Here is a 25,947-nt window from a genome sequence, read left to right as displayed (position 1 = left end):
CTAGGTGTTCGCCTTGAAATCAGATACGATGAAATAGGAAAAGAAAGGAGGAAATGAAATGCCAATCACAGCATTCGTTCACACACACGTCTTACTTTGGGTACTTTTATTGGTCACGTTCTTCGTTGCATTTTCGATGTACAAGAACAATAAGAAAGCCGCAAAAGGCATTCATATGGCGTTCCGTCTTCTACTTTTATTGACGTTCGCAACAGGTCTTTATCTGTACATCAAAATCATGGGGATGTCTGAAAATCCAGATCCACTCTACCATGCGAAGATCACAGCAGGATTATTGACGCTCATCTTCGGAGAGTTGACACTTGTTCGTGTTAAAAAAGGAAAAGCTTACTCCGGTTTCGTCATCGGTTTCATCGTGCTCGTCCTTGTTACCGTATTCCTCGGTTATTCACTCCCATACGGTATGAAGTTCTTCTAAGTTCATGCGGGATCAAAGAGTCCTTTTCGACCTCACAGGTTGGAAAGGACTCTTTTTGTCGTGTCGCTTAGTAATTTTTGTTTACAAGTGGTTGTTATTTGGGAAAAGGGATGTATTACACAGTAGAGAGGGGAACGCTTGTGGCACAGTTGAAGGAATGGACGAAAGTTTTCCGGGCACGAAAATGGATGAAACGCGCAGAACCGGTGTTACCACTTTGGCATGGGTATATCGGTTATAAATATGGATTATTCGATGCTCTTCAAACGGGAGCGACACAAGCAGAGGCGCAGCTACGGATGCAGCGTCCGCTGACACAGGAAGCATTATCCCGCTGGTTCGAAGTTGGGGTTGCAGTCGGTCACTTGAAGAAAAAAGACTTACGATATACGGCGACGCGCCACGTTCTTCCGGAACTCTCTCAATCAGACGATCGAAGTATTGGATTTATGTTATCTGAAATGATGGAACTACATTTACCAGCACTCTTCTCTTATCCACAGTTTTTAGAAGATGGTCAACAGAAGACTTTTAATGGAGAGGAACATGGAGACATCGTAGCTGAAACTTCAGCTCTCGTTGAGACTGTTGCTTTTCCAGCCGTACGCCATATCATTCGGAGTCGCAATCTAACATCTCTGCTCGATATCGGTTGTGCGTATGGTGGATATCTTCGCAAAATTCACGAGGCGTTGCCTGACTTGCGACTTGCCGGAATTGATATCGAAGAGTCAGTCATTGCAGAAGCAAAACGACGAGACACGAGCGAGGAGATTGATTTTGTTGTCGGTGACATCAAGACCTATGATGTCAAAGAGACCTATGATGGAGTCATGATGAATAATATTTTGTATTATTTCCCGCAACCAGAACGACTTGCGCTATTAGAAGGAGTTCGTCGTTTCGTCAAGGATGATGGTACGGTCATTCTCGTCACACCATTACGTGACAGTTCACATGGCGCACCGTTCTCGGCAGCTTTCAATGCATTCATGACGTTGCATGAGAATCTGTATCCGTTACCAAGTAAGGAAGAATTGAAAGAAGATTTATCAAAAGCTGGGTTTGAAAACATTTCGATCACACCGTTCTTAAAAGAAGGTGCCTGGTATATTGTCACTGCAAACGCCACTTCCTAAGCGAAGTCTGGCGTTTTTACAGTTAGCAAACAGTTTAAATTTGTTGCTTTTACTATGTGCTTAGTATAATAGTTGAAACGATGAGAGATAAAAAGGAGAGATTTGGGTGAAGCGACGCGTAGCAGTGATAGGAGCAGGACCTGGGGGACTTGCATGTGCTTTGTTATTAGCAGGAAAAGGAGTAGACGTCACCGTTTACGAAAAACAAACGCAAGTCGGTGGACGAACTTCTGCCGTCAAGCTAGGTGACTACACGTTTGATCGAGGACCAACGTTCCTTAATATGCCGCATATTTTAGAAAATGTTTTTCGTGAATCTGGTCTACAGTTAGAAGATTATTTAAATCTAAAGGCACTTGATCCAATGTATACGCTCTATTTTAAAGGCGGGACGGAGCATTTCACGATGACGACGGATCGGGATCGAATGAAAGAGACGATTGAACAACACTTCCCTGGAAATGGAGAAGGATACGATCGATTCATGGCAGAGCAAGCACTTAAGCTTGGAAAACTCATGCCAATCTTGCAGACGCGTCACGATCGGCTGACGGATTACTTATCATCGCGTGTCTTAACGGCACTTCCGCGTCTTTCGCTCGGTCGATCCCTCTATGACGTTTTATCCGATTACTTTACGAGCGAAGAACTGAAGTATGCCTTTACGTTCCAAGCGAAGTATTTAGGCATGTCAGCTTGGGAATGTCCAGGTGGCTTTTCTATCTTGTCATATATGGAACATGCTTACGGTGTCCACCATCCGATTGGCGGGATGCATCAAGTACCGCTTGCAATGCAACGCGCAATCGAAGAGCTCGGTGGGACAATCCAGTTAGGTGCGGGAATTAAACAGTTGATCTTAGACGGGAAAGCCGTTGAAGGAGTCATCCTCGAGTCAGGTCAACATGAGTTATTCGATGAAGTCATCATCGGTGCTGATTTTGCACATGCGATGAATCATCTCGTTCCAGAAGGTGTGTTGAAAAAATGGTCCCGACCAAAAATCGATCGTAAAAAGTTCTCGTGTTCGACGTTCATGCTATACCTTGGTGTCAACCGAACGTTTGATGCACCTCACCACACGATTTATTTTGCGGAAGATTACGAGAAAAACGTTCGGGAAATGACACAAACCCTAGAACTCTCAGATGACTTTTCATTTTATGTCCAAAATCCATCCGTCCTTGACCCGACACTAGCACCTGAAGGTAAGTCTGCTATGTATGTCTTAGTGCCAGTGCCAAACAATTACTCTGAACTCGATTGGTCGATTGAAGGACCAAAACTACGTCGTCGTGTTCTTGATGCGCTCGAGACGCGCTCACCGTATCAAGGCATTGAAGCGGCAATCGAAGTTGAAGAGATGTTTACACCGGACGACTGGGAAGCGATGGGGATTCATCAAGGGGCAACATTCAATCTCGGTCATCAGTTGACACAGATGATGTATTTCCGACCGCACAACAAATTCGAAGAGCTCGATCACTTGTATCTCGTTGGCGGGGGCACGCATCCTGGGAGCGGCTTACCGACGATATTCGAATCCGCTCGCATTACAGCAGAACTCGTGCTCAAAAAAGAAGGGGTGCGGACATGAATATAGGATTCGTAGGAGCAGGCGTTGGTACATTGCATGCAGCGCTTTTGTTGACAGCAAGACACCCTGGAGTCGAGATTACGATTTTTGAAAAAGAATCACGAGTCGGTGGACGATTACAATCCGTCGATTTTGAATCGGGTGGACGAATCGATGAAGGACCAACAATCGTCTTGATGCCAGGTAAGTTAAAAGAACAGTTGGCAGAAGCCGGTGTAACGGGAGTACAACTTGAGCGAGTTGATCCACTATATGATCTTCACTTTGATGATGGAACAGTCGTTACGAAAGTAGCGGATGTCGTGGATCAAGCCATCGCGATTGAACGCCAATTTGGAGAAGGTCGTGGATTTTACGAATTCATGCATCAAAAAGAAAAGGATTATGAGACGAGTGTATCGAAATTTTTAGAGCGTGGATATCATCGCAAAACGGAGTTGTTGCATCCAGAAATGATGCGTCCATTATTACAGATGCATGCTTTAGAAACAGCACATGACCATTTGAAGCGTTATTTCAAAAGTAAATATTTACGCATGGCATATAGCTTCCCAACCTTCTATATCGGTGGGAACCCATATACGACTCCATCGATTTATGGTCTGATTCCATACCGGGAACAAGCAGAAGGTGTTTGGTATGTAAAAGGCGGTTATTTCTCGCTTGCTGAGCGTATGTATGACACGTTGGTCGAGCGCGGTGTCCGATTCGTCTTTGAAACACCAGTCGAACGGATCGTCGTCGATCGAGGACGGGCAAAGGAAATCGTCTTACAAGATGGAACACATGAGGCATTCGATCAAATCGTACTAAACGGTGAGTTTCCATTGATGGAGCGTCTTGTGGAAGGTAAGAAACCAAAAACGTATGCTCCTTCAGGCGGCACGTTGTTGCTGTATTTCAAAATGAAGGGGAAAGTCGATTTGCCGGTGCATCGTTTCTTGATGCCAAATGATTTGGAACCACTCATGACGAACATCTTTAAAAAAGGACGTTTACCAGATTATCCGGCAGTATACCTATTCCACCCGAGTCAGATTGACTCTAGTTTGACAGGGACTGAGGATAGCGTCGTCTACTCATTGATACCTTCTCCGCGTGGTTACGGCATAGAAGATTATGAAAAAGTTGGCTTCATCGAGACTGTACTTGGAAAAATTGAGCATCATCATCCGGGATTCCGGGAAAAGATACAAGAAATGAAGGTTCGTACACCGAATGATGCACAGGCCTTTGGATTATATCAGGGAGGCAGTTTTGGGATTGCTCCGACGATTCGTCAATCGGCTGCATTAAAGACACAGGCAAAACCGTATCCTGATATTGATCGACTGTATGCCGTTGGTGCATCGGTGCATCCGTGTGGAGGGGTACCAGTCGTCATGATGGGTGCAACGATACTTGTAGACCGAATGGAACAAGAGATGGGGTGGAAACATGAATTCAGTGACGATCCAGAACGCGTATATCAAATGTGAGGAAGTCATTCAATCCGGATCTAAGACGTTCTATAAAGCCTTTTCACTCTTACCAAAAGCAGATCGACAAGCTGTTTATGCCATCTATACATTTTGCCGATTCCTCGACGATACCGTCGATGAATCGGACACACCAAAAGAAAGTTTGATGGCTTTCTTGAATGAATTCAAACGATTCCGTAATGGTGAAGTACTCGATAAGCCATTATGGATTGCTTTAGCAGATGTATTTGAACGCTATGAAATGGATGAGACGCCTTTCCTCGAACTTGCGGAAGGCATGCGCTGGGATATCGAGAAGAATCGCTACCAGACGCTCGAAGAGACGGAGCAATACAGCTATTACGTAGCAAGCACCGTCGGTTTGATGCTATTACCGATTCTTGCGCCGCAACAACCAGATCTCCGAAAGTCTGCCATTGATCTTGGAATTGCGATGCAATTGACGAATATTTTGCGAGATGTCGGTGAAGATGCCAAGCGTGGTCGTATCTACTTACCACATTCTTGGATGGAAACGTATGGTGTCACACCAGAATCGTTACTCGCTGGTCATCCGTCGGGAGACTTCATTGGGCTCTGGGAAGAGGTCGCACTCCGAGCAGAGCATCTATACGATGCGGCAATTCCATCGTTTGAACGGTATCCACGGGAGAGCCGTCGCGCTCTAAAAGCTGCTGCATTCCTCTATCGTGGTATTCTTGATGCGGCGCGGGACAATCACTATGATGTTTTTACGAAACGTGCTTATGTCAGCCGTTGGCAAAAAATGAAGTTACTCGCAACGATTTAATCTCAGACCATAGAAAAAAGACCTCGGCGGGGACCAAGGTCTTTTTTCTATGGTCTGAGACCGGGGAGTCTCAGATTACTTCTACACCAGAGCGAACATCTGGACTACGGAGATAGGTCTGTTTCGACCACGGGGATGGTCTTTTCTTTATCGAGCTATCTGTGGTCCATTCGGATGAGACGATCTAAGGGGGAACGTCGTAAGTCATGCGAATGAACACACGATGAGTCACGTGATGAAATGGGTGGGTCCCATTTGATTTCGCTGGTTAGAAAAAGTAAGTTCTTCAACGCTCTTGACTCGGGGAAGTCACCTTGCGCTTGATTGAGGATGTGGGGTCAATCACTACCTCTTGAACTCGAAGTAATCGTATCAAATCTCAGTTGTCCGTACAAGTGATTGATATGCAATTCACATAACGTTCACAGGGTAGCGGCGACAGCAGATACAATTCGTTCACTCGCTAATTTTCCTGAAAGCGTCACCATTGGACTACCACCACCAGGATGCGTTGATCCACCAGCAAAAAACAAATTGTGAACATTCTTTGAACGGTTGCTAGGACGAAGGAAAGACGAGCGTATGCCATTGGAAGACAAGCCGTATAAAGAACCGTGATAGGCAAAGAAGGTTTTTTCGATATCCTGTGGTGTGACACGTTGTTCGAAGACGACATCAGACGAAATATCAATTCCAAATGACTGGAGTCGTTGATTGATGACTTGGTCATACGTATCAAAATCAATCGCATTTCCAGTATCTGTTGCCGGTGCATTGACGAGTACGAATAAATTGTCACCCGCTTTTCCCATTTCCGGTGCTGTGACGGAAGAGTTTGAAATATAGATCGTCGGTTCCTCCGCGTAACGTTTTTCATCAAATAGAGCCTTGAACTCAGCTTCATAATCAGAAGAGAAGAAGACGTTATGATGAGCAAGGCCTTCAATACGCCGCGAAAGACCAATACAGCGGACATAGGCAGAAATCGAAGGTTCCACTTGAGCAGGCGTTGGGTTTTTAAAGTCAGGTCGTACTGTTTCTGAGATGAGACGTGGATATTGTGTCAACAAATCGCCATTCATGACGACAAAGTCGACTGGTAGATATTCTAAGTGATTCAATTCAATTTCCGTCGCTTGTCCATCGACGACTTCGATTTGTGTCACCTCATCTCCGAGTCGGAAAATGACTCCGAGTTCTTTTGCACGCCGAGCGAATCCTTCTGCGATTGCTGTGTTGCCGCCGTTCGTGAAGTAAACACCATCATTCAGCTCTAAATGAGCGATTAAACTGAAGGTAGCGGGCGTTTGATATGGACTACTACCAATATACGTGGCATAACGATCAAGTGCTTGAATCAATCCTTTATCCTTAAAATAATGTTTATGAAGACCGTGAAGGGTTTGGAATGGATGCACTTTCAACATGTCTCGCCAAAGGGAAGGGCGTAGAAACGAATCGATATTCGTAAAGAATTGTCGTTTCGCAATCGTATGCAACTTTGCTACTTCCTCTTGATAACCTGTAATATCATTTTTCGCTAACTGACCGTTCGTAAAACGATCTACTTCCGTTCGCATCGCTTCGCGTCCAGACGAAAAGGTTAAGGTGCGTCCGTCTGAAAAATGATTAACCGTATGGCGCTCGAGTTTCGTAAATGTAAAGTATTCATCGGGATCCGCGCCGGATTCGAGAATGACAGACTGAAAGACTTCCGGCATCGTAATCGTGTTCGGACCAAAATCGAAACGATGTCCTTCCGTGACGATCGGCATCATCTTACCGCCAATGTGTGTATTTCGCTCGATGACCGTAACGCGGAACCCTTTTGCCGCTAATGAAATTGCAGCGCTTAGTCCACCGAGACCGGCTCCGATGACAGCTATATGTTTCATGGTACTGATTCCTCCTTATGAATAGGTCCTACCCTTCCATGTGATTTCCCGTTTCCTGAAACTTCGAACCATCGCACTTGCTAATAAGACAACATACAAGAGTGTCGCTAGCGGATGGAGCCACCAAACATGCCGAATCCTTGCAGCAGCATCGATCCGGAATCGAGCCAAGTAAAGAAGAATCAGTGCTCCTCCCATTTGCCAAGAGGGCTGAATGATGAAAAGAGGAAGAACGCTTGCTTGTATAAGGTAAAAGAAAAGAAAGTACAAACCGACACTATAAGAATCGTTCATCCCACGAAAGACATTCTTTAAAAAACCTTGCCAGACTTCTTCGTTCGTCGCGTACATATCACAAGACACTGCTGGAGCGACTTCGACAAGTGTCGTCGTCAATCCGTGCCGTTTAAATGTACGACAAAGTTCTAAGTCGTCAACGAGAGCGGCTTGAATACTTTTGTGTCCACCGACTTGTTCATACGCCCGTCGTTCGACGAGGACGACCATCCCGTTAGCAGCAGCAAACGCTGGATGCTTCACTTTACGAAAAGGAATCGGGAGATGCTGTGCTATGAGAACATGTTGCATCGGAATCAGACATTTTCCGAGAAACGTCGGTACAGGAAATGATGGGAATCCGGAAAGAAACACGGCTTGTTCTGCTCGTAACGTTCCGTACAAGCGACAAATCGCATCAGATTGCAAGGTGACATCCGCATCAAGAAATAACAAATGATCTTCTGTTGTCCGTTGCGCAAGCTGATGGCATGCATGAACCTTTCCAGCCCAGCCTTCCGGTAAAGGGAGACCGTCAATGATCGTAAAACGATCGTCTTGACCAATCCGTTCTATCAGTAGCTCACGCGTTCGATCGGTCGATCGATCTTCATATAAATAAACGTGCATTCCTTGAGTCAGTGCAGGCGCTAATGAGTCTAATAACTTTTGTACATTGCGTTCTTCATTACGTAAAGGAATACAAATCGCTAGACTGTCTGGTTGGACTTGGTCCACTAACCGAGGCAGGAAAGCCAAGTTAATCCATGTGTAGAGACAGACTGCTAGAGCGAAGAAAAGAAAGAACCAACTCATGGACGGAGTGCCCGTAACCAGCGCTCCGTTCGAGCGGGGAGTGGCTCCCTTCGTGTAGTGACACGACGATATAAATCAGTGCGTTCCATGATGGCATCCGCCCGAATGTCGTCGTACAAGGCAGTTAGTTCAGCTGTCAGACGTTTTGCCTGATCGCTCGAGCGTTCGTTGGGCATTGGGTGAAATCGTCGCGTCCGGATGTAGACATCCGGTTGCTGTTCATGTCCATAGGAATAATAAAAAGCGACGAGAGACACGTGATCCGTATGTCGTGTCAAATGTGTCGCGCCACTCGCTAAGCGAAGTGGACGTTCCTCTTGATGGCGCTCTTCACCTTGAGGAAACATCCAGACGCTACTACCGTTTAGCAGTTGTTCTTTTGCATAATGGAGGCTTTTCTTAATATCAGCGAACGATGTTCGATCAACAGAGAATGCGCCTAAGCGTGAGAAGAAAGGAAAGCGAGCAAGACCCGCTTGGTCAATCATGACATATGGATCTTGACGAAGACAGGTCTGGTCCAAGTGAAATAAAATCATGCCATCCCACCAAGAACCGTGAGTGGCAAGCATAAGTCCCGGAAGTGGTAAATCGTCTGCACGATATAAGACGCGATGAAAGTGACGACGGATTAAGGCATGATCCACATACGTATGAAATACGGACTCAGCTAATTTGCTTTTGTTTGCTTCTTTCAACGATAACCCCTCGTTTCACAATGAAATAGATGATGAATGCACTTAAGCTGACTAGGGTGACACCATATAGACCGGCAACACCTGCCGTCACGCCAAATAAGGTGTGCAACATTAAAAAGAGATACTGATTGTTTTGCTCGAGTACGTTGTCTGTCGCTCTTACTTGATAACGATGGATGAAAATCGAAAAGACAAGAGCCGTTCCGTACCATCCGAGAAAGTTTTGTGTTGGAATATCGTAATACCATCCACCGTCTTGCCAGAGCCAATAAGACTTTACGTTAGCAGCAACGGGATCGATCGCTAAATCGAGCCAGACGGCAAACAGTGGGACAAGAATCAGCGTACTATAACGAAACGAGAACAAACGAGAGAAGGCGAGACTCGCGCCCATGACAGAAAGCCATGCTGCCCCAATCGTAATCGGTACACCGAGTAATTGCACCCCAAAATCAGACTCATAACGATACGTTCCAAACGGCCAACCGGTATGAACACCAATCGATTCGATGATGATGGAACCGAAGAAGATGAATAGGATGACGAGACGTCCTTTCGGTAAGACATGCCAAAAGTAAAGTGCTGCGTATAATCCGGAAGCGAATAGAAAGACGGCATTTGCCCACTCAAGCCAAGGGGGGAGTAAAGAAAAACCGACTAGGATCAAACCGATGGCGAACCAAATCGAGAAAAAAATCCAAAGACGTTTATGGAACTGTTCCATGCGTGACATTCCTCCATTTCAAAGATAGCTTCTGTCATAAGTATACCCATATATCTTAAAAACGAGCGAGGGAGAAGCGGTCCTATTAAAAAAGTGGTCTAGCTTCTCATGCGAGGAACTAGACCACTTGATATCATCATCCGTTTGAATGTTGTTTTTGTTTCTTCTTTTTAATGAACGAGAAGAGAAGAAACGCGATGTACAATGGAACAGCAACGAACCAAAACGTTGACCATTCATTGTTGCGAGCAATCATGACATACGTTACATATAGTAGCGTAAAAGTAATGACGAATGTATGACGTGGAACGGGAATGTCTTTGAAGCTCGGAATCTTGACACGACTGACCATCAAGAAAGCAAGACCTGTGAAGACGAGTGGAACCATCAAGTCATTCATTCGTCCACTGAACAAAGTGACGACGGCGAGGATACCCCCAGCAGCCGTAATCGGTACGCCAGAGAAGTAGGCGGAAGCGACATTCGTTGCCGATAAATTAAACCGGGCAAGACGAAAGGCACCGAACAGTGGGAACAGGGCTGAAATCAGTAAACCAATTTCTCCGAATTCATAAAAATACGTATAGTAGGCCATCATCGCTGGCGCGACACCAAATGTCACGATATCTGCCAATGAGTCCAGTTCTTTTCCGAAGTCGCCTGCTACACCAAGCATACGAGCTAGGCGTCCATCAAGACTATCAAGCATCATCGCAATGACGATCAGTAAGGTGGCGTTTTGAAAATCACCTTTTGCTGCCATGACGATGGCTAAAAAACCACAATACAGATTTCCGAACGTAAATAGATTAGGTATTGAATTACGAACACGATCTTTCCACAAAATGATTCCTCCTGCCACTTCATCGATACTACTCATCATATCATAGTTAGGAGGTGGAATTCAGCCGTTCGTAAAGAGAATCCCTTGAGTAAAAGCTAAAAAATCATAAGGACTCAACCGAACTTGATGTCCACGCTTGCCGGCAGATAGGATGATGAATGCTTCATTCATAGCACGATCCGATAGGAGGACCGGAAAGTTCTTTTTGGCACCGATGGCAGAGACGCCACCTCGAACATAACCAGTCAATCCTTCTAAGTCTTTCATCGGAACGAGTGCGACTTTTTTCGAGTGCAATGCTTTAGCCGCCGCTTTCAAAGAGAGTTCTTCTTCCCCCGAAATGACGACGAACGCATATTTATTTTCGACCATTTTCAAAACAAGGGTTTTAAAAATGGTCGAAAGCGGGTAATTAATCTTTCTAGCTACAGCTTCAGCAGATAAATCATCGAGATCAACAGGGTAAGTGAGAGATTCGAAGTCAATTTTAGACTGCTTCAGTAGCCTCTCGACGTTCGTTTTGCTCATGTGTTTCTCCTTTGACGAGTGAGTATTGGACCCATTTCCGTCCATGCCAACGTTTCATGGCAAAAACGCCACGGAACCATTCGTCAGCAGAGAAGGCAATCCAGATTCCAAGTAAACCAAGACCGAAACCGAGACCAAGCGTGTAACTCAACACGACTGCGATACCCCACATCGACAAAATACCAATCGCGACAGGGAAACGAACATCTCCTGCAGATTTAAGAGTTCCCATAAGCACGATATTCATTGCACGTCCTGGTTCAAGAATGACGCTTGCCCAGAGTAATGGAATACCGATTGCGATGATTTCAGGACTCGATGTGAACGCTGATAAAATCGACGAACCGAACGAAGCGAGAGCGACAGCTGAGATGAAGCTTGCGAAGACAGCGATTTTTAATGTCTTCACAGCACGTCCGTATGCTTGTTCGAATTGTTGAGCACCAACTTGGCGTGCGACGAGGAGTTGCGTTCCTTGAGCAATCGCAAGTGTAAATAGGAAACAAAGCATCGTGATGTTTGATACATAGACACGAGCCGACAATGCTGCTTCACCGATTGTTGCGATGAATCCAGTGATGATGAGTTGTGAAAATTGATACGAAATCCCTTCTCCTGCAGATGGAATTCCGATGTTCATGATCCGTTTTACATCTTCACGATCGAAATGAATCAAATCTTTTACTGTAAAACGTAATGAAAGTTTGCGGTAAACGACAAAAAACAAGACGAGGACAGCAATTGTCCGAGCGATGACGATCGACCAAGCGACACCGGCAACACCGAGAACCGGGATGCCGAAGAGACCGAGAACGGCGATGACGTTACCAAAGGCACTGACGAAATTCATGAGTAACGTGACGTACATGGCGTTTTTTGTGAATCCGTGGCTTCGAAGAATCGCGCCAAGTGTCAGTGAAATTGCTTCTAAGAAAAGGAATAGACCAACGATCTTAATGAACGTTTCGCCATAGACGAGTGTCTCTCCTTCTAAAGAGAAAAATCCAAGGAGTTGTCTTCCGAACAACACGACGGTCAGAGAAACGATCAAACCAGTATACAAGTTAATCGCAAAAGCAGAACGAGCAGTTTGACGAGCGTTTTGCGTTTTTCTTGCACCAAGGTACTGACCAATAATGATCGTTGCACCGACCGAGGTGATGTTAAATAGAATAATGAAGATGTTCAAAATTTGATTAGATACGCCAACTGCGGCAGCAGCGCTATCTGAGTAATAACTTAAAATCAACGTTGCAATGATCCCGAGGCTCATGTGCAATGCGATTTCAATAAATAATGGCCACGTAATGTGGAATAAGCTAGGTTGCTTGACTGTTTTCATAAATAAATCCCCTTTGTTTCATAAAACGAATAGTGTTTCTTTATCTTTTTGAAACTATACGCCTTCGATTTTCATAATGAAAGAGGCTTTTTTGTCTTTCATTAAAAAAAAAGAGATTTAAAAGGATTTTCATAAAATATCACGAATACATCATAATGAACAATCATTCATTTTTAAAAGGTAGGGGAATCCGATGAAACGAGAAATGAATTATGTCGTCAAGGATCAGGTCGCAACACTCACCCTTGCTCGACCAAAACAACTGAATGCCTTAACTTCGAACTTATTAGAAGAACTCGCAGACGCCTTAGAAGAAGCGAATCAGGATGAGGAAGTACGTGTCATCGTTCTGACCGGAGAAGGACGAGGCTTTTGTGCAGGGCAGGATTTAAAGACGGTTTCACCTGAACTTGATCACGGTGAATACCTCAAACAGTACTACCATCCGGTCGTCCGTGCGTTAGCTAAATCGAAAAAACCAACAATCGCTGCCATCAATGGCGTTGCAGCAGGAGCTGGTTTATCCTTAACGCTAGCTTGTGATTTTCGACTAGTCCATGTGGAAGCAAAATTGTCGCTTGGTTTCATTAATATTGGTCTTGTCCCAGATGCAGGTGCGCCGTATTTCTTGCCTCGTCTAATTGGAGCCGCCAAAGCAATGGAACTTGCGTTACTTGGGGACACGATTTCAGCAGACGAAGCCGTTTCGCTCAATCTTGCGACACGTCGCATTGAAGCTGATCGCTTTGACGAGGAAGTCACGTTGTTTGCTCAATCGCTTGCTAATCGTCCGACGAAGGTGATTGGATATATTAAGCAACTTCAAGCAGCGAGCTATGAAAATAATTTAGAAGAGATGCTTGCTCAAGAAATCATCTACCAGTCACGTGCAGGAAAGACAGAAGATCATCGCCATGCGGTCGAATCGTTCATTGAAAAAAAGCGACCTGTTTTTGTCGGACGATGAATTGAAAAACATATATAGAAGAAAGACGTCGGAAACGCACATGCGCCGACGTCTTTTTAATTCAATTTCTTTTTGATTTTTCGTGCAGTCGCATGTGTACGATTCGTCAATCCCGTAGAGATACGGAATAGTAGAATTCCGAGAAAAGCGGAAACGAAAATATATATCCCGGTCAACGTCACGAATGCGCCACTAGCGAGTGTAATGAAGAGAATTGAAAATTCACCCCGTGGTCCAAGACAAAAGCCTGATTCGATCGCATGATAATTGGATAAACCAAAGGACCTTCCGCCGAGGTAACCGACTAAGAATTTAGAGACGACTCCCCAAATGACAAGAGCAAAGAAAAAGAAATCAATCGGTAATCCCTCAGTTAACTCGAAGGACATTCCGAACGTGATAAAGAACAATGGTAATAATAAGTCTTGGAACGGAGTGACTAGCCGTTTAAGATAACGCGTCTCATCCAGTTCGGTTAGCAGAATACCGATGATGAAGGCACCGAGTACTTCCGATAGACCAAATAAGATTCCAATTCCAGAAAACAATAAGATCAAGCCGATGATCCCGATCCCAGCATCGGGATGTCGATAGAGGGAGTCGACTAGCCGCCCACGTCTTCGGATAAACAACGTCATGATCATCAGAGCAATGAAGAAGAAGGCGAACCCGAGAAAGATGATACTGATTTTGGCAACTGAGAACGTCGCAGTCCCTAAAACGAACGGTGCCGTCGTCAGTAGGATTGGTGCCATCAAATCTTCGAAGACGAGTAAGGACAGCACGAAGCGATTCACGTCTTGGTGTTTATCTGGTTCACGGTCGAGCAGCCGAGCAGAAATCGAAGAACTCGTCGCATACAAGACACAGCCGATCAAAAACGATTCGGCGACTGAAAAGCCAAACGATAGGGTCAACAGGATTGTTCCACCAAACGAAAGTAGAATATCGATGACTCCCGCTTTCCAAATGGAACGGAGCTGAATCAGCAAGTCCGCCACTGAAAATTTTAGACCGAGTAAAAAGAATAAGACGATGATTCCTGCTTCACCACCGAGCTTTAGCTCTTCTGGTGGATCATAGTAAAATCCGAGAACGATACCAATCAGGATGAAGGCAAGAATGCTGGGAACATGGAAACGCTCACTTAAATAACTAATACTAAACAAGCCGATCAGAATTAAACCGGCGTAAAAGAAAATTTCCATGGAGGATGTCCTCCTTTCTGTACCCTATACCCTAATTCGCTGACATTCATTAACTCGTTTCTATCCTAGAGAACGGATACAGAAAAAACCTGGACACAAAACTTCTATATTAGAAGGTAAGTGTACAGGCTTTTAGATGGTTATAAGACTTGAACAATCGTTCCTGAATACGCAGGGAGAGAGACATCAAGCGTCTGCTGATGTAAATTCGTTAATAAGTCGAGTCCACGACCGGCTTGTGGGGCAGTCAAGGAAACGGCAACATCTGAATTGTTAAAGTAGATGTAATACAATCCGTCCTGACTCATGCGGCGCATGATGATTGTATTTGTCTCGTCATTAGCATGAACAAACGAGATATGCCCTTGATTCGCAAGCGTCTTATGTTGCTTGCGAAGCTGTAATAAATGTCGCGTATAGGCAAACAATTCTTGATCCTGATCCTCAGGATCCCATGGCATACATTTTCGACATCCCGGATCTTGATCTCCATCCAGACCAATCTCATCACCATAGTAAATGACCGGACTACCGGAGAATGTCAGCATCGAAAGTAATAAGAGACGTAACTTACTCTTATTATTCCCTGCACGCGTCAATGCACGCGGTGTATCGTGAGAACCAATCAAATTAAAGGTCACTTCATTAACATTCATCGTGTTTGAGAACAACACGTGTGACATATCATTCGCATACGAGGTTGCTTTAGTCTTATCTAATGCAAAGAAGTTCAAAGCAGCATTTGTAAATGGATAGTTCATGACAGCGTCAAATTGATCTCCAAGTAACCATTCCTGTGAATCGTGCCAAATTTCACCAAGGATATAGGTTTCAGGATTAACGTCTTTGACGACTTGGCGGAAGTCACGCCAGAACGCGTGATCAACTTCATTGGCGACGTCGAGACGCCAACCGTCTATTCCAAATTCTTCGACCCAGTAGCGCGCGACATGGAGTAAGTATGACTTTACTTCATCGTTTTCGGTATTGAATTTCGGCATCTCAGGTACGAAAGCGAATGTATCATAATTTGGGAGTGGCTCGGTCACGAGCGGGAAGTCGCGCAGGTGGAACCATTCTTTATAGGTGGAATGACTACCATGTTCACGGATATCAGCAAATGCTTTATGGTGGAAGCCGGCGTGATTGAAGACCGCGTCTAGCATGATTCGAATGCCATGTGCATGTAATAAATCAACCATTTCTTTGAATTTTTCCTTTGTGCCGAACTGTGGATCAATTTCTAAGTAATCAATCGTATCGTATTTATGATTCGACTTTGCTAAGAAGATTGGACAGAAGTAGATTCCGGTGATACCGAGCTCAACGAGGTAATCAATATGGTCGATGACACCTTGAAAGTCTCCACCAAATAGATTTGTCGTCGTCGGTTCGGTACTGTTCCATGGAAGCGTACCGGCTGGATCATTCGCAGTATCACCATTTGCAAAGCGATCTGGGAAAATTTGATACCAGACCGTATTCTGGACCCAATCTGGTGCAGTAAATACATCGACTGCGTTAAGAAAAGGGACACAGAAATAGTATCCTGTATCATCGAGTGGTTTTTCATCGAACCAGCCACGCTCCGTAAAGACTTGGCTGGTTGCACCGTCATGGAGGCGGAAACCGTACCGTAAACGACGAAACGGAGGAACAACATCGATGAACCAGTAATCGTATAACTCATCTGAGCCACTACGCTTCATCGGTGTTTCAAATGTATTCCAGTAGTTTGATTTCGAAGGGTCAAAGTTCCAGTCGGCAGCATCTGGATTTTCAGTATGCCAATCATACGGATCACCCCAAATCAAATCGACGCGATCAACGTCATTTTTTTTCGTTTGTAGGCGGATGTGGATTGTTCGCTCATCGTACTTGTAGACGAATGGAGACATCGCACGGTGGAACACAGCTTCTTTGAACATGGCAGTCACTCCTTAACGCAATCGCTTGCATCGTATTGATTATGTCTTCGCTCTAAGAATAGTAAAGCGCTTTCTTAAAGTCAATTGCAATCCTATGAAATCAAGGATTCCTGATAAAAGTCGAGAGTATGATGCAAACGATTGCATCATGTTGTGCAAACATTAAAAATGAAAACGTTTTCTTTTTGCTCACTTATTCAAGATAGCATTTGATTCAAATAATGAATTCAGAAATAAAAAGTTTTTGAAATGTAAGAAAATAATTGATCAAAAGGTCTTGTCAAAAGGATTTTAGATTGTATAATAAAAATGTAAAGGTGATGCAAACGTTTTCATAAAACGCTTACAACCTCCCGGTTGTTATCATGAGAAAATGGTTGTGCCTTTATGCAAACGTTGTGCATTAAAACTTATCATTTATAAGTTAACTTGGGGAGGAAATTTCAATCATGGAAATGAAAAAATTCGTAGCAGGTCTTTCTGTATCTGTCATGGCAATCGGTGCTCTTGCAGCATGTGGCGGTGGATCAGATTCTGATTCTTCATCTTCAGAATCAGGTAGCAAAAAACCATCTAAAATCGTCGTTTGGGAAGATACTGATAAAGCTGAAACGACAAAAGCGGCAGCAAAAGCATTTGAAGAAAAAGAAGGCGTGAAAGTCGAAGTCAAAGAAGTCAAAATGACGGATCAGCAGAAGAAAGTAGCACTTGACGGACCAGCAGGTAAAGGACCAGATATCATGCTTCTTCCACACGATCAGATTGGTACAGTCGTCGACCAAGGGTTGATCGCTGAACTTAAAGATGGTGAAAAAGCACTTGACCCGTTCATTGATACAGCGAAATCAGCAGTTACGTTTGACGGTAAAGTCTACGGATATCCAAAAGCAATTGAAACACCAATCCTCCTTTTCAATAAAGATGAACTAAAAGAAGCGCCAACTTCAATGGATGACTTATACAAACTGTCTACTGAAAAGAAAAAAGACGGTCAGTACGGTTTCCTCGCACTTTGGGATAACTTCTACTTCGCACACGGTCCAATTGGTGGATACGGTGGTTATGTCTTCAAAGACAACGGTGGTAAATTGGATCCAGCGGATATCGGCTTGAATAATAAAGGTGCAGTCGAAGGAATGGATTACATCGGTAAATGGTACAAAGAAGGTCTCTTCCCGAAAGGGCTTATCGGTGGTGGCGGTGGTCAAGCTATGGACCAACTCTTCGGCGATAAAAAAGCTGCAGCTGTTATGAACGGTCCTTGGGCTGTCGCAGGGTACAAAGAAAAAGGCATCAACCTTGGAGCGTCTGAGCTTCCGAAACTTCCTAACGGTGAGCCAATCAAAACATTCGTTGGTGTAAAAACGTACGCGATTTCTGCATACTCGGAAAATGCAGAGTGGGCTGAGAAGTTCTTAACTTCACTTACTGGTAAAGACAATGCGAAAGCAATGTTTGAGAAATACAACGAGATCCCACCAGTTACTGAGCTCCAAGAAGATGCAGCAATCAAAGATAACGAAGTTGCAGCAGCAGTCTTCGCACAAGCGAAAAACGGTGTACCAATGCCGAACATCGCTGAAATGGGTCAAGTTTGGGAGCCAATGGCAGCAGCACTCCAGCTTGTTGCAACGAACAAACAAGACGCACAAAAATCAGCTGATGACGCTGTGAAACAAATCAAGCAACAAATCGAAGCAAACAATCAATAAGCGTAAGTGGAACGCGTGAATCCATGACAAAGAGATAAAGAGAGGGGGATCTTGGATTCCCCCTCATCTTTATGGTTGGAAGAGAAGCCTGAGGTCAGACATGACCTTTGGAAAGGAGAACGGACGATGGCTGCGATTGCAACACCACACCCGACGAATCCAACGCCTGAAAAAAAGACGAACCACCGCACGATTGCGGCGCTGATGTCGATCATTCCAGGAGTGGGACAACTATACAATAAACAATTCCTTAAAGGCGCGACATTTTTTGTCGTTGTACTTTCATATTTCCTCGTCAATTTTGAATTGTTCTTTAAAGGAGCCGGAAATGGTCCTGGCGATCGCGGAGCGATCTGGGGCTTGATTACACTCGGTGAGGTACCAGGCGTAAGAGGGGATCACTCGATCTTTCTAATGGTCGAGGGCATCATTGCCTTGATTTTACTTATCTTTGGTATCGCCATTTACGTCTGGAACTTTATCGATGCGTATCGAATCGGTAAGTTACGTGATATGAACCTTGAAGTACCTTCTTTGAAAATGCAACTTCGCAACTTCCGCGATAACGGATTCCCATACGCGATGTTGATTCCTTCGTTAGTACTTTTAGTGTTCACGGTCGTCTTACCGTTGATTTTTACTTTCTTGATTGCCTTTACGAACTATAAATTTAACAACTCACCACCAGCGAAGTTGGTCGAATGGATTGGGATTCAAAACTTCCTGAACATTTTTACGGTCGATATTTTCCGTGATACGTTCGTCAGTGTTCTTGGTTGGACGCTTGTCTGGACTGTCGCTTCAACGACAGGAGTCATCGCAATCGGGATTGGACTTGCTGTCTTACTGAACCAAAAAGGACTCAAAGGAAAACGATTCTTCCGTTCAATCTTGATTCTTTCATGGGCAGTACCAGCCTTCATCACGATCTTGATCTTCCGCTCGATGTTCAATGAAACATTTGGTGTCTTCAATACGACGTTACTACCAGCAATTGGTCTTAATAATGGTATTGATTGGATGACGGATCCGACCTATACGAAGCTTGCCTTGATCGGAATTCAGTGGTGGTTAGGATTCCCGTACATCATGACGTTGACAACAGGTATCTTACAGTCGATTCCAGAGGATCTCTATGAAGCTGCTACGATCGATGGCGCTACATCAGGTGAAAAATTCCGCTTGATTACATTGCCGATGATTTTGTTTGCAACGGCACCGATTTTGATCACGCAGTATACGTTTAACTTCAATAACTTCAATATCATCTATCTTTTCAACAACGGTGGACCTGCAGTACCAGGTCAATCGGCAGGTGGAACGGATATCTTGATTTCATGGATTTACAAATTGTCACTTGGCTCCAATCCACAGTATGGATTTGCAGCAGCTATCACGCTTGTGTTGTCGTTCTTCATCATGACGATTGCCGTCATTCAGTTCAAGCGTTCAAAATCATTCAAAGATGAGGATATGATCTAATATGAGAAAACAAAACCGAATCAATATGGCGTTGTCATATCTCATTTTGACGATCGCCTCCATCATTATCGTCTATCCACTTCTTTGGGTTGTGGGTACTTCACTCAACCCAGGGAAAAGTATTACATCGGATATCTTCCCAAGTAATCCGACATTGATTCACTACTTTGATTTATTTGATCCGTCGAAAACGGATTATAGCATGTGGTACTTGAATACGATTAAAATCGCTGTCATCACGATGGTCGTTTCTGTCGCTTTGATCACGTTAACGGGATACATTTTTTCACGTTACCGTTTCGTCGGTCGGAAAAACTCACTGATTCTGTTCCTCGTCTTGCAAATGGTACCGCAATTCGTTGCGATCATTGCGATCTATGTCCTGCTTAATATGTTAGAATTGTTTGATACGCATCTGGCGCTTATTTTGCTCTATTCAGGTGGCGCGATTCCAATGAATACGTATCTTGCAAAAGGATATTTCGATACGATTCCAAAAGAACTTGATGAGGCAGCACGGATGGATGGTGCCGGTCACTTACGAATCTTTTGGCAAATCATCTTACCGCTCGCAAAACCGATGGTCGCCGTCATCGCGTTATTCAACTTCATGGCACCATTCAACGACTTCATCTTAGCATCGCTTGTTCTGCGTTCTCCTGAGAAACAGACGCTTGCGGTCGGGTTGTACAACATGGTGTCGGAGCAGTTCGACAATAACTTTACGTTATTCGCGGCAGGTGCCGTATTATCAGCAGTTCCAATCGTTCTTCTCTTCTTCGCATTCCAGCGTTTCTTCGTATCTGGTTTGACAGCAGGTGGAACGAAAGGATAATCATAAGGGGGAAATCAGCGGCATGAGACGAGGCATAATGCTTCTCCTCTTGCCGCTTCTCTTGTCTATCGGACTTCAACCGATGACCGGAGAAGCAGCAAGTTGGGAAAAGGAACGGATGTATTTCATCATGGTCGATCGCTTTGAGAATGGTGATCCGAGTAATGATAAAGAGGCGGATCCTGAAAATCCAAAAGCCTTCCAAGGTGGAGATTTAGCAGGGGTGACGAAACGTCTTGATTACATTAAGGAAAAAGGCTTTACTTCGATTTGGTTGACGCCAATCTTCAAGAACCGCCCGAATGGCTATCATGGATACTGGACGGATGATTACTACGAGATTGATCCGCACTTCGGAACAAAAGAAGAGTTCAAGCGTCTCGTCAAGGAAGCGCATGAACGGGATATCAAGGTCGTTCTCGATCTTGTCGTCAATCACTTAGGACCGAATCACCCCATGGTCAAAGAAAAACCGGACTGGTTCCATAAAAATCAACCAATCATGAACTGGAATAATGCATCGGAAGTCGAAAATAATTGGTTATTTGATTTACCAGACTTCAATACGGAAAATCCGGAAGTCGTGGATTACTTAGTGGATGTTGCGAACTACTGGGTCGATGAAACGGGTATAGACGGTTATCGACTGGATACGGTTCGCCATGTGCCAGCCGCATTTTGGAAAACATTCATTCCTGCAGTAAAGGAAAAGCATCCAGACTTATTCTTGTTAGCAGAAGTCTTTGATGGAGATCCACGAAAAATCGCGTCTTATTCGAAATTAGGTTTTGATTCCGTGACGAACTTCCCGTTTTATTATGGCGTGAAGGATCAATTTGCTCGGAAAAATGGTTCGGCGGAAGAGTTAGATTCAGTTTATAATCGAGATACTACGTTTAACCCGAATGCTAAGAGACTTGCAACCTTCATTGACAATCATGATGTTAAACGTTTCATCACAGAAGCAAAGGTTGGTGGAGCGGATGAAGAGGAGCGTCAGTTGCGGTTAGCATTGTTCGCACTCTACGCTGCACCTGGTATGCCGATCGTCTATCAAGGAACAGAAATCGCGATGCCAGGCGGTGAAGATCCCGGAAACCGGATGATGATGATATTTGATCAAAACAAGAAGATGCAACAGTACGTCAAGACGTTGAACGAGATGCGTCAAGATTATCCAGCGTTTGCAACAGGGAAGCAACGCTTGATTGCAAAGACAGATCATATGGCAGTCTACTCACGGGAGACGAAACAACAACAAGTCGTTTACGCCATCAATCTTGGAGAGAAAAAAACGAGCTTGCGCGTATCTGCGAAAGAAATCGGTGATGACAAGCGCCTAAGAGGTCTATTGTTCTCAGACTTAGTGCGTCAAGATGGTGACGCTTATGAAATCACGCTCGATGCGAGTAGTGCGAACAGCTATGTCATTGAAAAATCACAAGTCAACTGGTGGTCGATCATCGCAATTGGTGCAATTGCTCCGATTTTAGCACTCGTTCTTCTTCTCGTTCATCGTAAACGCATGCAACGTCAAACAAAATAAAATACTCAAGTAGGGGAAATGGTGAGGTGAAGGGGATGCAAGTAACAATCAAGGATGTAGCACGGGAAGCGAATGTCGCACCCTCGACGGTATCACGCGTCATTGCGAACAGTTCACGCATCAGTCAAAAGACAAAAGAACGTGTTCGGCAGGCGATGGATGAACTCGGATATTATCCGAACGTTCATGCACGTAGCCTAGCAAATCGGACGACACAGGCGATCGGTCTCGTCATGCCAAGTGCAGCAACAAAAACGCTTCAAAATCCATTTTTTTCGGAAGTCATTCGAGGGATTAGTACAAAAGCACATCAAAATGGTTATTCATTGTACATGACGACAGGTGTTTCGGAAGAAGAAGTGTACGAAGGAGTCGTCTCGATGGTTCAGGGTCGTCGAGTCGATGGTGTAGTTGTCCTCTATTCACGTACGGATGATAAAGTCGTCCAATTTTTGCAAGACTCGAAATTTCCATTCGTCGTTGTCGGAAAACCATTCAGCGATTCATCACATGTCACGTATGTTGACACGGACAACTATCTAGCAGGACGTGAAGTGACAAAATATCTTCATCAACTCGGACACGAATGCATTGCATTCGTTGGAGGAGCACAGGACTTAGCCGTGACGCAAGAACGTGTTGGTGGGTACAAGACAGCTCTGATGGAAGAGGGCATTCCGATTCATGAATCCTATATCGTAAGTGCACCGTTCATGACGACAGGTGGCGCAGAAGCAGTTAAACGATTGATGTCACTTGAACATCCTCCGACTGCTGTCGTCGTCAGTGACGATATGATGGCACTTGGTGTCATGAGTACACTGAATGAGATGGGGATCAGTGTTCCTGATCAAATGGCCGTTGTCAGTTTCAACAATTTGTTCATCGCTGAATTTTCAAGTCCACCACTGACTTCTGTTGAAATCAATATCTTTGGACTAGGTTTTGAAGCAACGAATTGTTTAATTGAACAAATCAATGAGGATGCGACACCTTATGGAAAACGCGTCATCGTTCCACATTATCTCGTTGTCCGACAGTCATGTGGCGGAAAAGTTGAAGCATGAAATAAAGTCTATTTTTAAACCGAATGGTTTGGAAATAGACTTTTTTGCTTAAGTTTAAACGCGTATTTCTAGTAAAAGGAAGCGGTTGCAGAAAAAGAAATTTATTTTCGTGCAAACGATTGCATTGAATCTTTTTATGTGTACAATAAAGGATGTAGAGTATAGATGAAACGCTTACATGAACGGTGAATCCGGCATGCGTAGCATAAAAGGAGCGACTTGACGATGAAACGACTTTTTGAGGTCAATGAGTGGAAAATTACAGAGCTTGGTTTTCATCCAGAAGATAATCGACTAGCAGAGTCCATGACATCGATTGGAAACGGTCATATGGGAATGCGTGGTACGTTTGAAGAAGAATATACAGGTGATACGCATCAAGGAATGTATGTTGCAGGAGTCTACTATCCGGATAAAACACGTGTTGGTTGGTGGAAAAATGGTTATCCGGAATACTTCGCGAAAGTACTCAATGCTATTAACATCATGGGCTTGAAAGTATCTGTCAATGGTAAAGCTGTTGATTTGAATACATGGGAAGTCATCGACTTCAAACGTGAACTAGACATGCAACATGGCGTATTGACACGGACGATGCTATTGAAGAATGGTGTCGAAGAAACAAAAATTGAATCAAAGCGTTTCTTTTCGATTGTCGATAAGGAAGTAGCCGCATTGCAATATACAGTGACACCAGTCAATTTTGAGGCAGAGATCGTCATCGAATCGTATCTTGATGCGGATGTTGAGAATGAAGACTCGAACTATGATGAAAAGTTCTGGCTCCCCGTTGAACATGGGATCGAAGAGCGTTTCGGTTACGTCACATCAAAGACAAAAAAGCTCGATTGGCACGTAACAGCAGCGATGATCACAGATGTTGAAGGCGCACAGTGTGAAGTCGTCGATGGCAATACGCAATATGTAGCGAATCGCTTCACGAAACAAGCAGCAGTTGGCGAAGGCGTCACAGTCGAGAAATTCGTTGCGCTCGTAACGAATCGTGATCATGACATCGAGGCGTTACTCGAACAAGCGATGAAACGGGTTCATGTTGCTTTTGAATCAGGTTTTGAACCATTACTTGCGACACATGAAGCAGCATGGTTACACCACTGGGAAGAAGCAGACGTGAAGATTGAAGGAGATGTTGAAGCGCAGCAAGGAATTCGCTTTAATATCTTCCATATGTTCCAGACCTACACAGGCGAAGATTCTCGCCTCAATATCGGTCCAAAAGGATTCACAGGCGAGAAGTATGGTGGTGCGACGTATTGGGATACGGAAGCATACTGCTTGAATTTCTATCTTGCGACATCAAAACCAGAAGTGGCTTGGAACCTCCTTAAGTATCGTCACAATCAATTGCCGCAAGCGAAAGAAAATGCGGATAAGAATGTTGGAATGAAGGGTGCTCTTTATCCGATGGTGACGATGAACGGAGAAGAATGCCACAACGAGTGGGAAATCACTCACGAGGAGATTCACCGAAACGGTGCGATTGCACATGCAATCTATAATTACACGAACTACACGGGAGACACGTCGTATCTCGGACAATACGGATTTGAAGTATTGGTTGAAATTTCTCGTTATTGGGCAAGTCGTGTCAATTACGTGCCGCATAAAGACGTCTACATGATTCTTGGTGTGACGGGACCGAACGAATACGAGAACAACGTCAACAACAACTGGTATACGAACCTGATTGCGGCATGGTGTCTCGAGTATACACAGACCGTTCATCGTCATCTAGCACAGGAAGAACCAGGACGTCTACAAGAACTGATGCATCAATTAGCGTTGACGGATGAGGAACTGGCGAAATGGGCGGATATCGATGCGAAGATGTATTATCCAAAAGACGAAGCAGCTCCTGGCATCTTCATGCAACAGGACGGCTTCATGGATAAAGAACAAATCTTGGTCGCTGAACTCGATCCAAAACATCTCCCGCTGAACCAGAATTGGTCTTGGGACCGGATTCTTCGTTCTGTCTTTATCAAACAGGCGGATGTTTTGCAAGGTCTCTACTTCTTGACGGATCGCTTCAGTCTAGAAGAGAAAAAAGCGAACTTCGATTTCTATGAACCACGTACCGTTCACGAATCGTCATTGTCTCCATGTATCTATTCGATTATCGCAGCAGAAGTTGGCTATGAGGAAAAAGCAGTCGAATTGTATCAACGTTCGGCGCGACTAGACCTTGATAACTACAACAATGACACGGAAGACGGGTTGCATATCACGTCGATGGTTGGATCGTGGATGTCGATTGTTCACGGATTTGCTGGACTACGAGTAGCAAATGATACGCTATCCTTTAAACCAATGTTGCCAAAAGGATGGACGAGTTATACATTCCGGATGCAATGGCGCGGTCATCATATCCATGTCCATGTACAGCCGAATGCCGTCGAAATCGCTCAAACAGAAGGCGAGACATTTAGCCTAAACGTCCACGGAACGACTGTAGAAGTTCCAGCAGGAGGACAAATTACGGTTCCTGCTTCAATGACAGTGTAAGAAAGATAAAAAGAACCGATTTTTTAGTCGGTTCTTTTTTTGTGTAACAAGAATCAAGACACCTTTGTCACAAATGAAAACGCCATCATCAAAAAGAACATCAATCT

The 25,947-nt window shown here is 44.4% G+C and carries 21 protein-coding genes; 12 read left to right on the top strand and 9 right to left on the bottom strand.

Annotated features, from left to right (window positions below):
* Nucleotides 1–58: 58 nt before the first annotated feature.
* From ACV3PA_RS14800 to ACV3PA_RS14780, 5 genes are all read left to right on the top strand, one after another.
* Nucleotides 59–439 carry a DUF1516 family protein gene (locus tag ACV3PA_RS14800; protein WP_035409357.1) on the top strand — a complete coding sequence of 127 codons (381 nt, stop codon included), beginning with the start codon at nt 59–61 and terminating at the stop codon, nt 437–439.
* 140 nt (nt 440–579) lie between these two features.
* Nucleotides 580–1,578 carry a class I SAM-dependent methyltransferase gene (locus ACV3PA_RS14795; protein WP_456125141.1) on the top strand — a complete coding sequence of 333 codons (999 nt, stop codon included), beginning with the start codon at nt 580–582 and terminating at the stop codon, nt 1,576–1,578.
* Between the two features lie 106 nt (nt 1,579–1,684).
* The gene (locus ACV3PA_RS14790; RefSeq protein ID WP_053452676.1) at nt 1,685–3,175 is read left to right on the top strand and encodes a phytoene desaturase family protein; all 1,491 of its coding nucleotides are present in this window, start codon (nt 1,685–1,687) and stop codon (nt 3,173–3,175) included.
* Nucleotides 3,172–4,653, top strand: a complete 1,482-nt coding sequence (locus tag ACV3PA_RS14785; protein ID WP_053452677.1) for a phytoene desaturase family protein — start codon at nt 3,172–3,174, stop codon at nt 4,651–4,653. Before ACV3PA_RS14790 ends, ACV3PA_RS14785 begins: the two co-directional genes overlap by 4 nt.
* The gene (locus ACV3PA_RS14780; protein ID WP_053452678.1) at nt 4,613–5,446 is read left to right on the top strand and encodes a phytoene/squalene synthase family protein; all 834 of its coding nucleotides are present in this window, start codon (nt 4,613–4,615) and stop codon (nt 5,444–5,446) included. Before ACV3PA_RS14785 ends, ACV3PA_RS14780 begins: the two co-directional genes overlap by 41 nt.
* 422 nt (nt 5,447–5,868) lie before the next feature.
* Here the strand turns inward: ACV3PA_RS14780 and ACV3PA_RS14775 are convergent, their stop codons facing one another.
* From ACV3PA_RS14775 to ACV3PA_RS14745, 7 genes are all read right to left on the bottom strand, one after another.
* Nucleotides 5,869–7,341, bottom strand: a complete 1,473-nt coding sequence (locus ACV3PA_RS14775; RefSeq protein WP_456125140.1) for a phytoene desaturase family protein — start codon at nt 7,339–7,341, stop codon at nt 5,869–5,871.
* Nucleotides 7,342–7,356: 15 nt separating this feature from the next.
* Complete coding sequence (locus ACV3PA_RS14770) at nt 7,357–8,433, bottom strand: glycosyltransferase family 2 protein (RefSeq protein WP_053452680.1); 1,077 nt, start codon at nt 8,431–8,433, stop codon at nt 7,357–7,359.
* On the bottom strand, nt 8,430–9,131 hold the full coding sequence (locus ACV3PA_RS14765; RefSeq protein ID WP_053452681.1) for a lysophospholipid acyltransferase family protein: 702 nt from the start codon (nt 9,129–9,131) through the stop codon (nt 8,430–8,432). Before ACV3PA_RS14765 ends, ACV3PA_RS14770 begins: the two co-directional genes overlap by 4 nt.
* Entirely contained in the window at nt 9,100–9,855 is a 756-nt protein-coding gene (locus ACV3PA_RS14760) for a carotenoid biosynthesis protein (protein WP_053452682.1), read from the bottom strand. Before ACV3PA_RS14760 ends, ACV3PA_RS14765 begins: the two co-directional genes overlap by 32 nt.
* A 136-nt stretch (nt 9,856–9,991) precedes the next feature.
* Nucleotides 9,992–10,738 (bottom strand): CDP-diacylglycerol--serine O-phosphatidyltransferase, encoded by a 747-nt coding sequence (gene pssA, locus ACV3PA_RS14755; protein WP_200904889.1) that lies wholly within the window; start codon nt 10,736–10,738, stop codon nt 9,992–9,994.
* A gap of 21 nt (nt 10,739–10,759) precedes the next feature.
* A complete protein-coding gene (locus tag ACV3PA_RS14750) occupies nt 10,760–11,227 on the bottom strand; it encodes an aminoacyl-tRNA deacylase (protein ID WP_053452684.1) in 468 nt (155 codons plus the stop codon).
* Nucleotides 11,187–12,569, bottom strand: a complete 1,383-nt coding sequence (locus ACV3PA_RS14745; protein ID WP_053452685.1) for an MATE family efflux transporter — start codon at nt 12,567–12,569, stop codon at nt 11,187–11,189. The genes ACV3PA_RS14750 and ACV3PA_RS14745 overlap by 41 nt, the downstream gene beginning before the upstream one ends.
* A 193-nt stretch (nt 12,570–12,762) precedes the next feature.
* Here ACV3PA_RS14745 and ACV3PA_RS14740 point away from each other — a divergent pair, with 193 nt between their 5' ends.
* Entirely contained in the window at nt 12,763–13,536 is a 774-nt protein-coding gene (locus tag ACV3PA_RS14740; protein WP_053452686.1) for an enoyl-CoA hydratase/isomerase family protein, read from the top strand.
* 56 nt (nt 13,537–13,592) lie between these two features.
* Here the strand turns inward: ACV3PA_RS14740 and ACV3PA_RS14735 are convergent, their stop codons facing one another.
* Nucleotides 13,593–14,744 (bottom strand): cation:proton antiporter, encoded by a 1,152-nt coding sequence (locus ACV3PA_RS14735; protein ID WP_053452687.1) that lies wholly within the window; start codon nt 14,742–14,744, stop codon nt 13,593–13,595.
* Nucleotides 14,745–14,884: 140 nt separating this feature from the next.
* On the bottom strand, nt 14,885–16,672 hold the full coding sequence (locus tag ACV3PA_RS14730; protein WP_456125139.1) for a glycoside hydrolase family 13 protein: 1,788 nt from the start codon (nt 16,670–16,672) through the stop codon (nt 14,885–14,887).
* Nucleotides 16,673–17,127: 455 nt separating this feature from the next.
* Here ACV3PA_RS14730 and ACV3PA_RS14725 point away from each other — a divergent pair, with 455 nt between their 5' ends.
* The 6 genes from ACV3PA_RS14725 (at nt 17,128) to ACV3PA_RS14700 (ending at nt 25,840) form a co-directional block, all read left to right on the top strand.
* Nucleotides 17,128–18,384, top strand: a complete 1,257-nt coding sequence (locus tag ACV3PA_RS14725; RefSeq protein ID WP_053454488.1) for an extracellular solute-binding protein — start codon at nt 17,128–17,130, stop codon at nt 18,382–18,384.
* A gap of 126 nt (nt 18,385–18,510) precedes the next feature.
* Nucleotides 18,511–19,866, top strand: coding sequence for a carbohydrate ABC transporter permease (locus ACV3PA_RS14720; RefSeq protein ID WP_053452689.1), 1,356 nt, complete (start codon nt 18,511–18,513; stop codon nt 19,864–19,866).
* Between the two features lies 1 nt (nt 19,867).
* Nucleotides 19,868–20,701, top strand: coding sequence for a sugar ABC transporter permease (locus tag ACV3PA_RS14715; protein ID WP_053452690.1), 834 nt, complete (start codon nt 19,868–19,870; stop codon nt 20,699–20,701).
* Between the two features lie 22 nt (nt 20,702–20,723).
* Nucleotides 20,724–22,247 carry an alpha-amylase family glycosyl hydrolase gene (locus ACV3PA_RS14710; protein ID WP_053452691.1) on the top strand — a complete coding sequence of 508 codons (1,524 nt, stop codon included), beginning with the start codon at nt 20,724–20,726 and terminating at the stop codon, nt 22,245–22,247.
* Between the two features lie 35 nt (nt 22,248–22,282).
* Nucleotides 22,283–23,314 carry a LacI family DNA-binding transcriptional regulator gene (locus ACV3PA_RS14705; RefSeq protein WP_053454489.1) on the top strand — a complete coding sequence of 344 codons (1,032 nt, stop codon included), beginning with the start codon at nt 22,283–22,285 and terminating at the stop codon, nt 23,312–23,314.
* 225 nt (nt 23,315–23,539) lie between these two features.
* Complete coding sequence (locus tag ACV3PA_RS14700) at nt 23,540–25,840, top strand: glycoside hydrolase family 65 protein (RefSeq protein ID WP_053452692.1); 2,301 nt, start codon at nt 23,540–23,542, stop codon at nt 25,838–25,840.
* Nucleotides 25,841–25,947: the final 107 nt, after the last annotated feature.

The sequence above is a fragment of the Exiguobacterium sp. EA-TM-5 genome (genome assembly GCF_053878415.1).
Note: the sequence above shows the minus strand (reverse complement) of the source record. Positions and strands in the feature narration are given on the sequence as shown.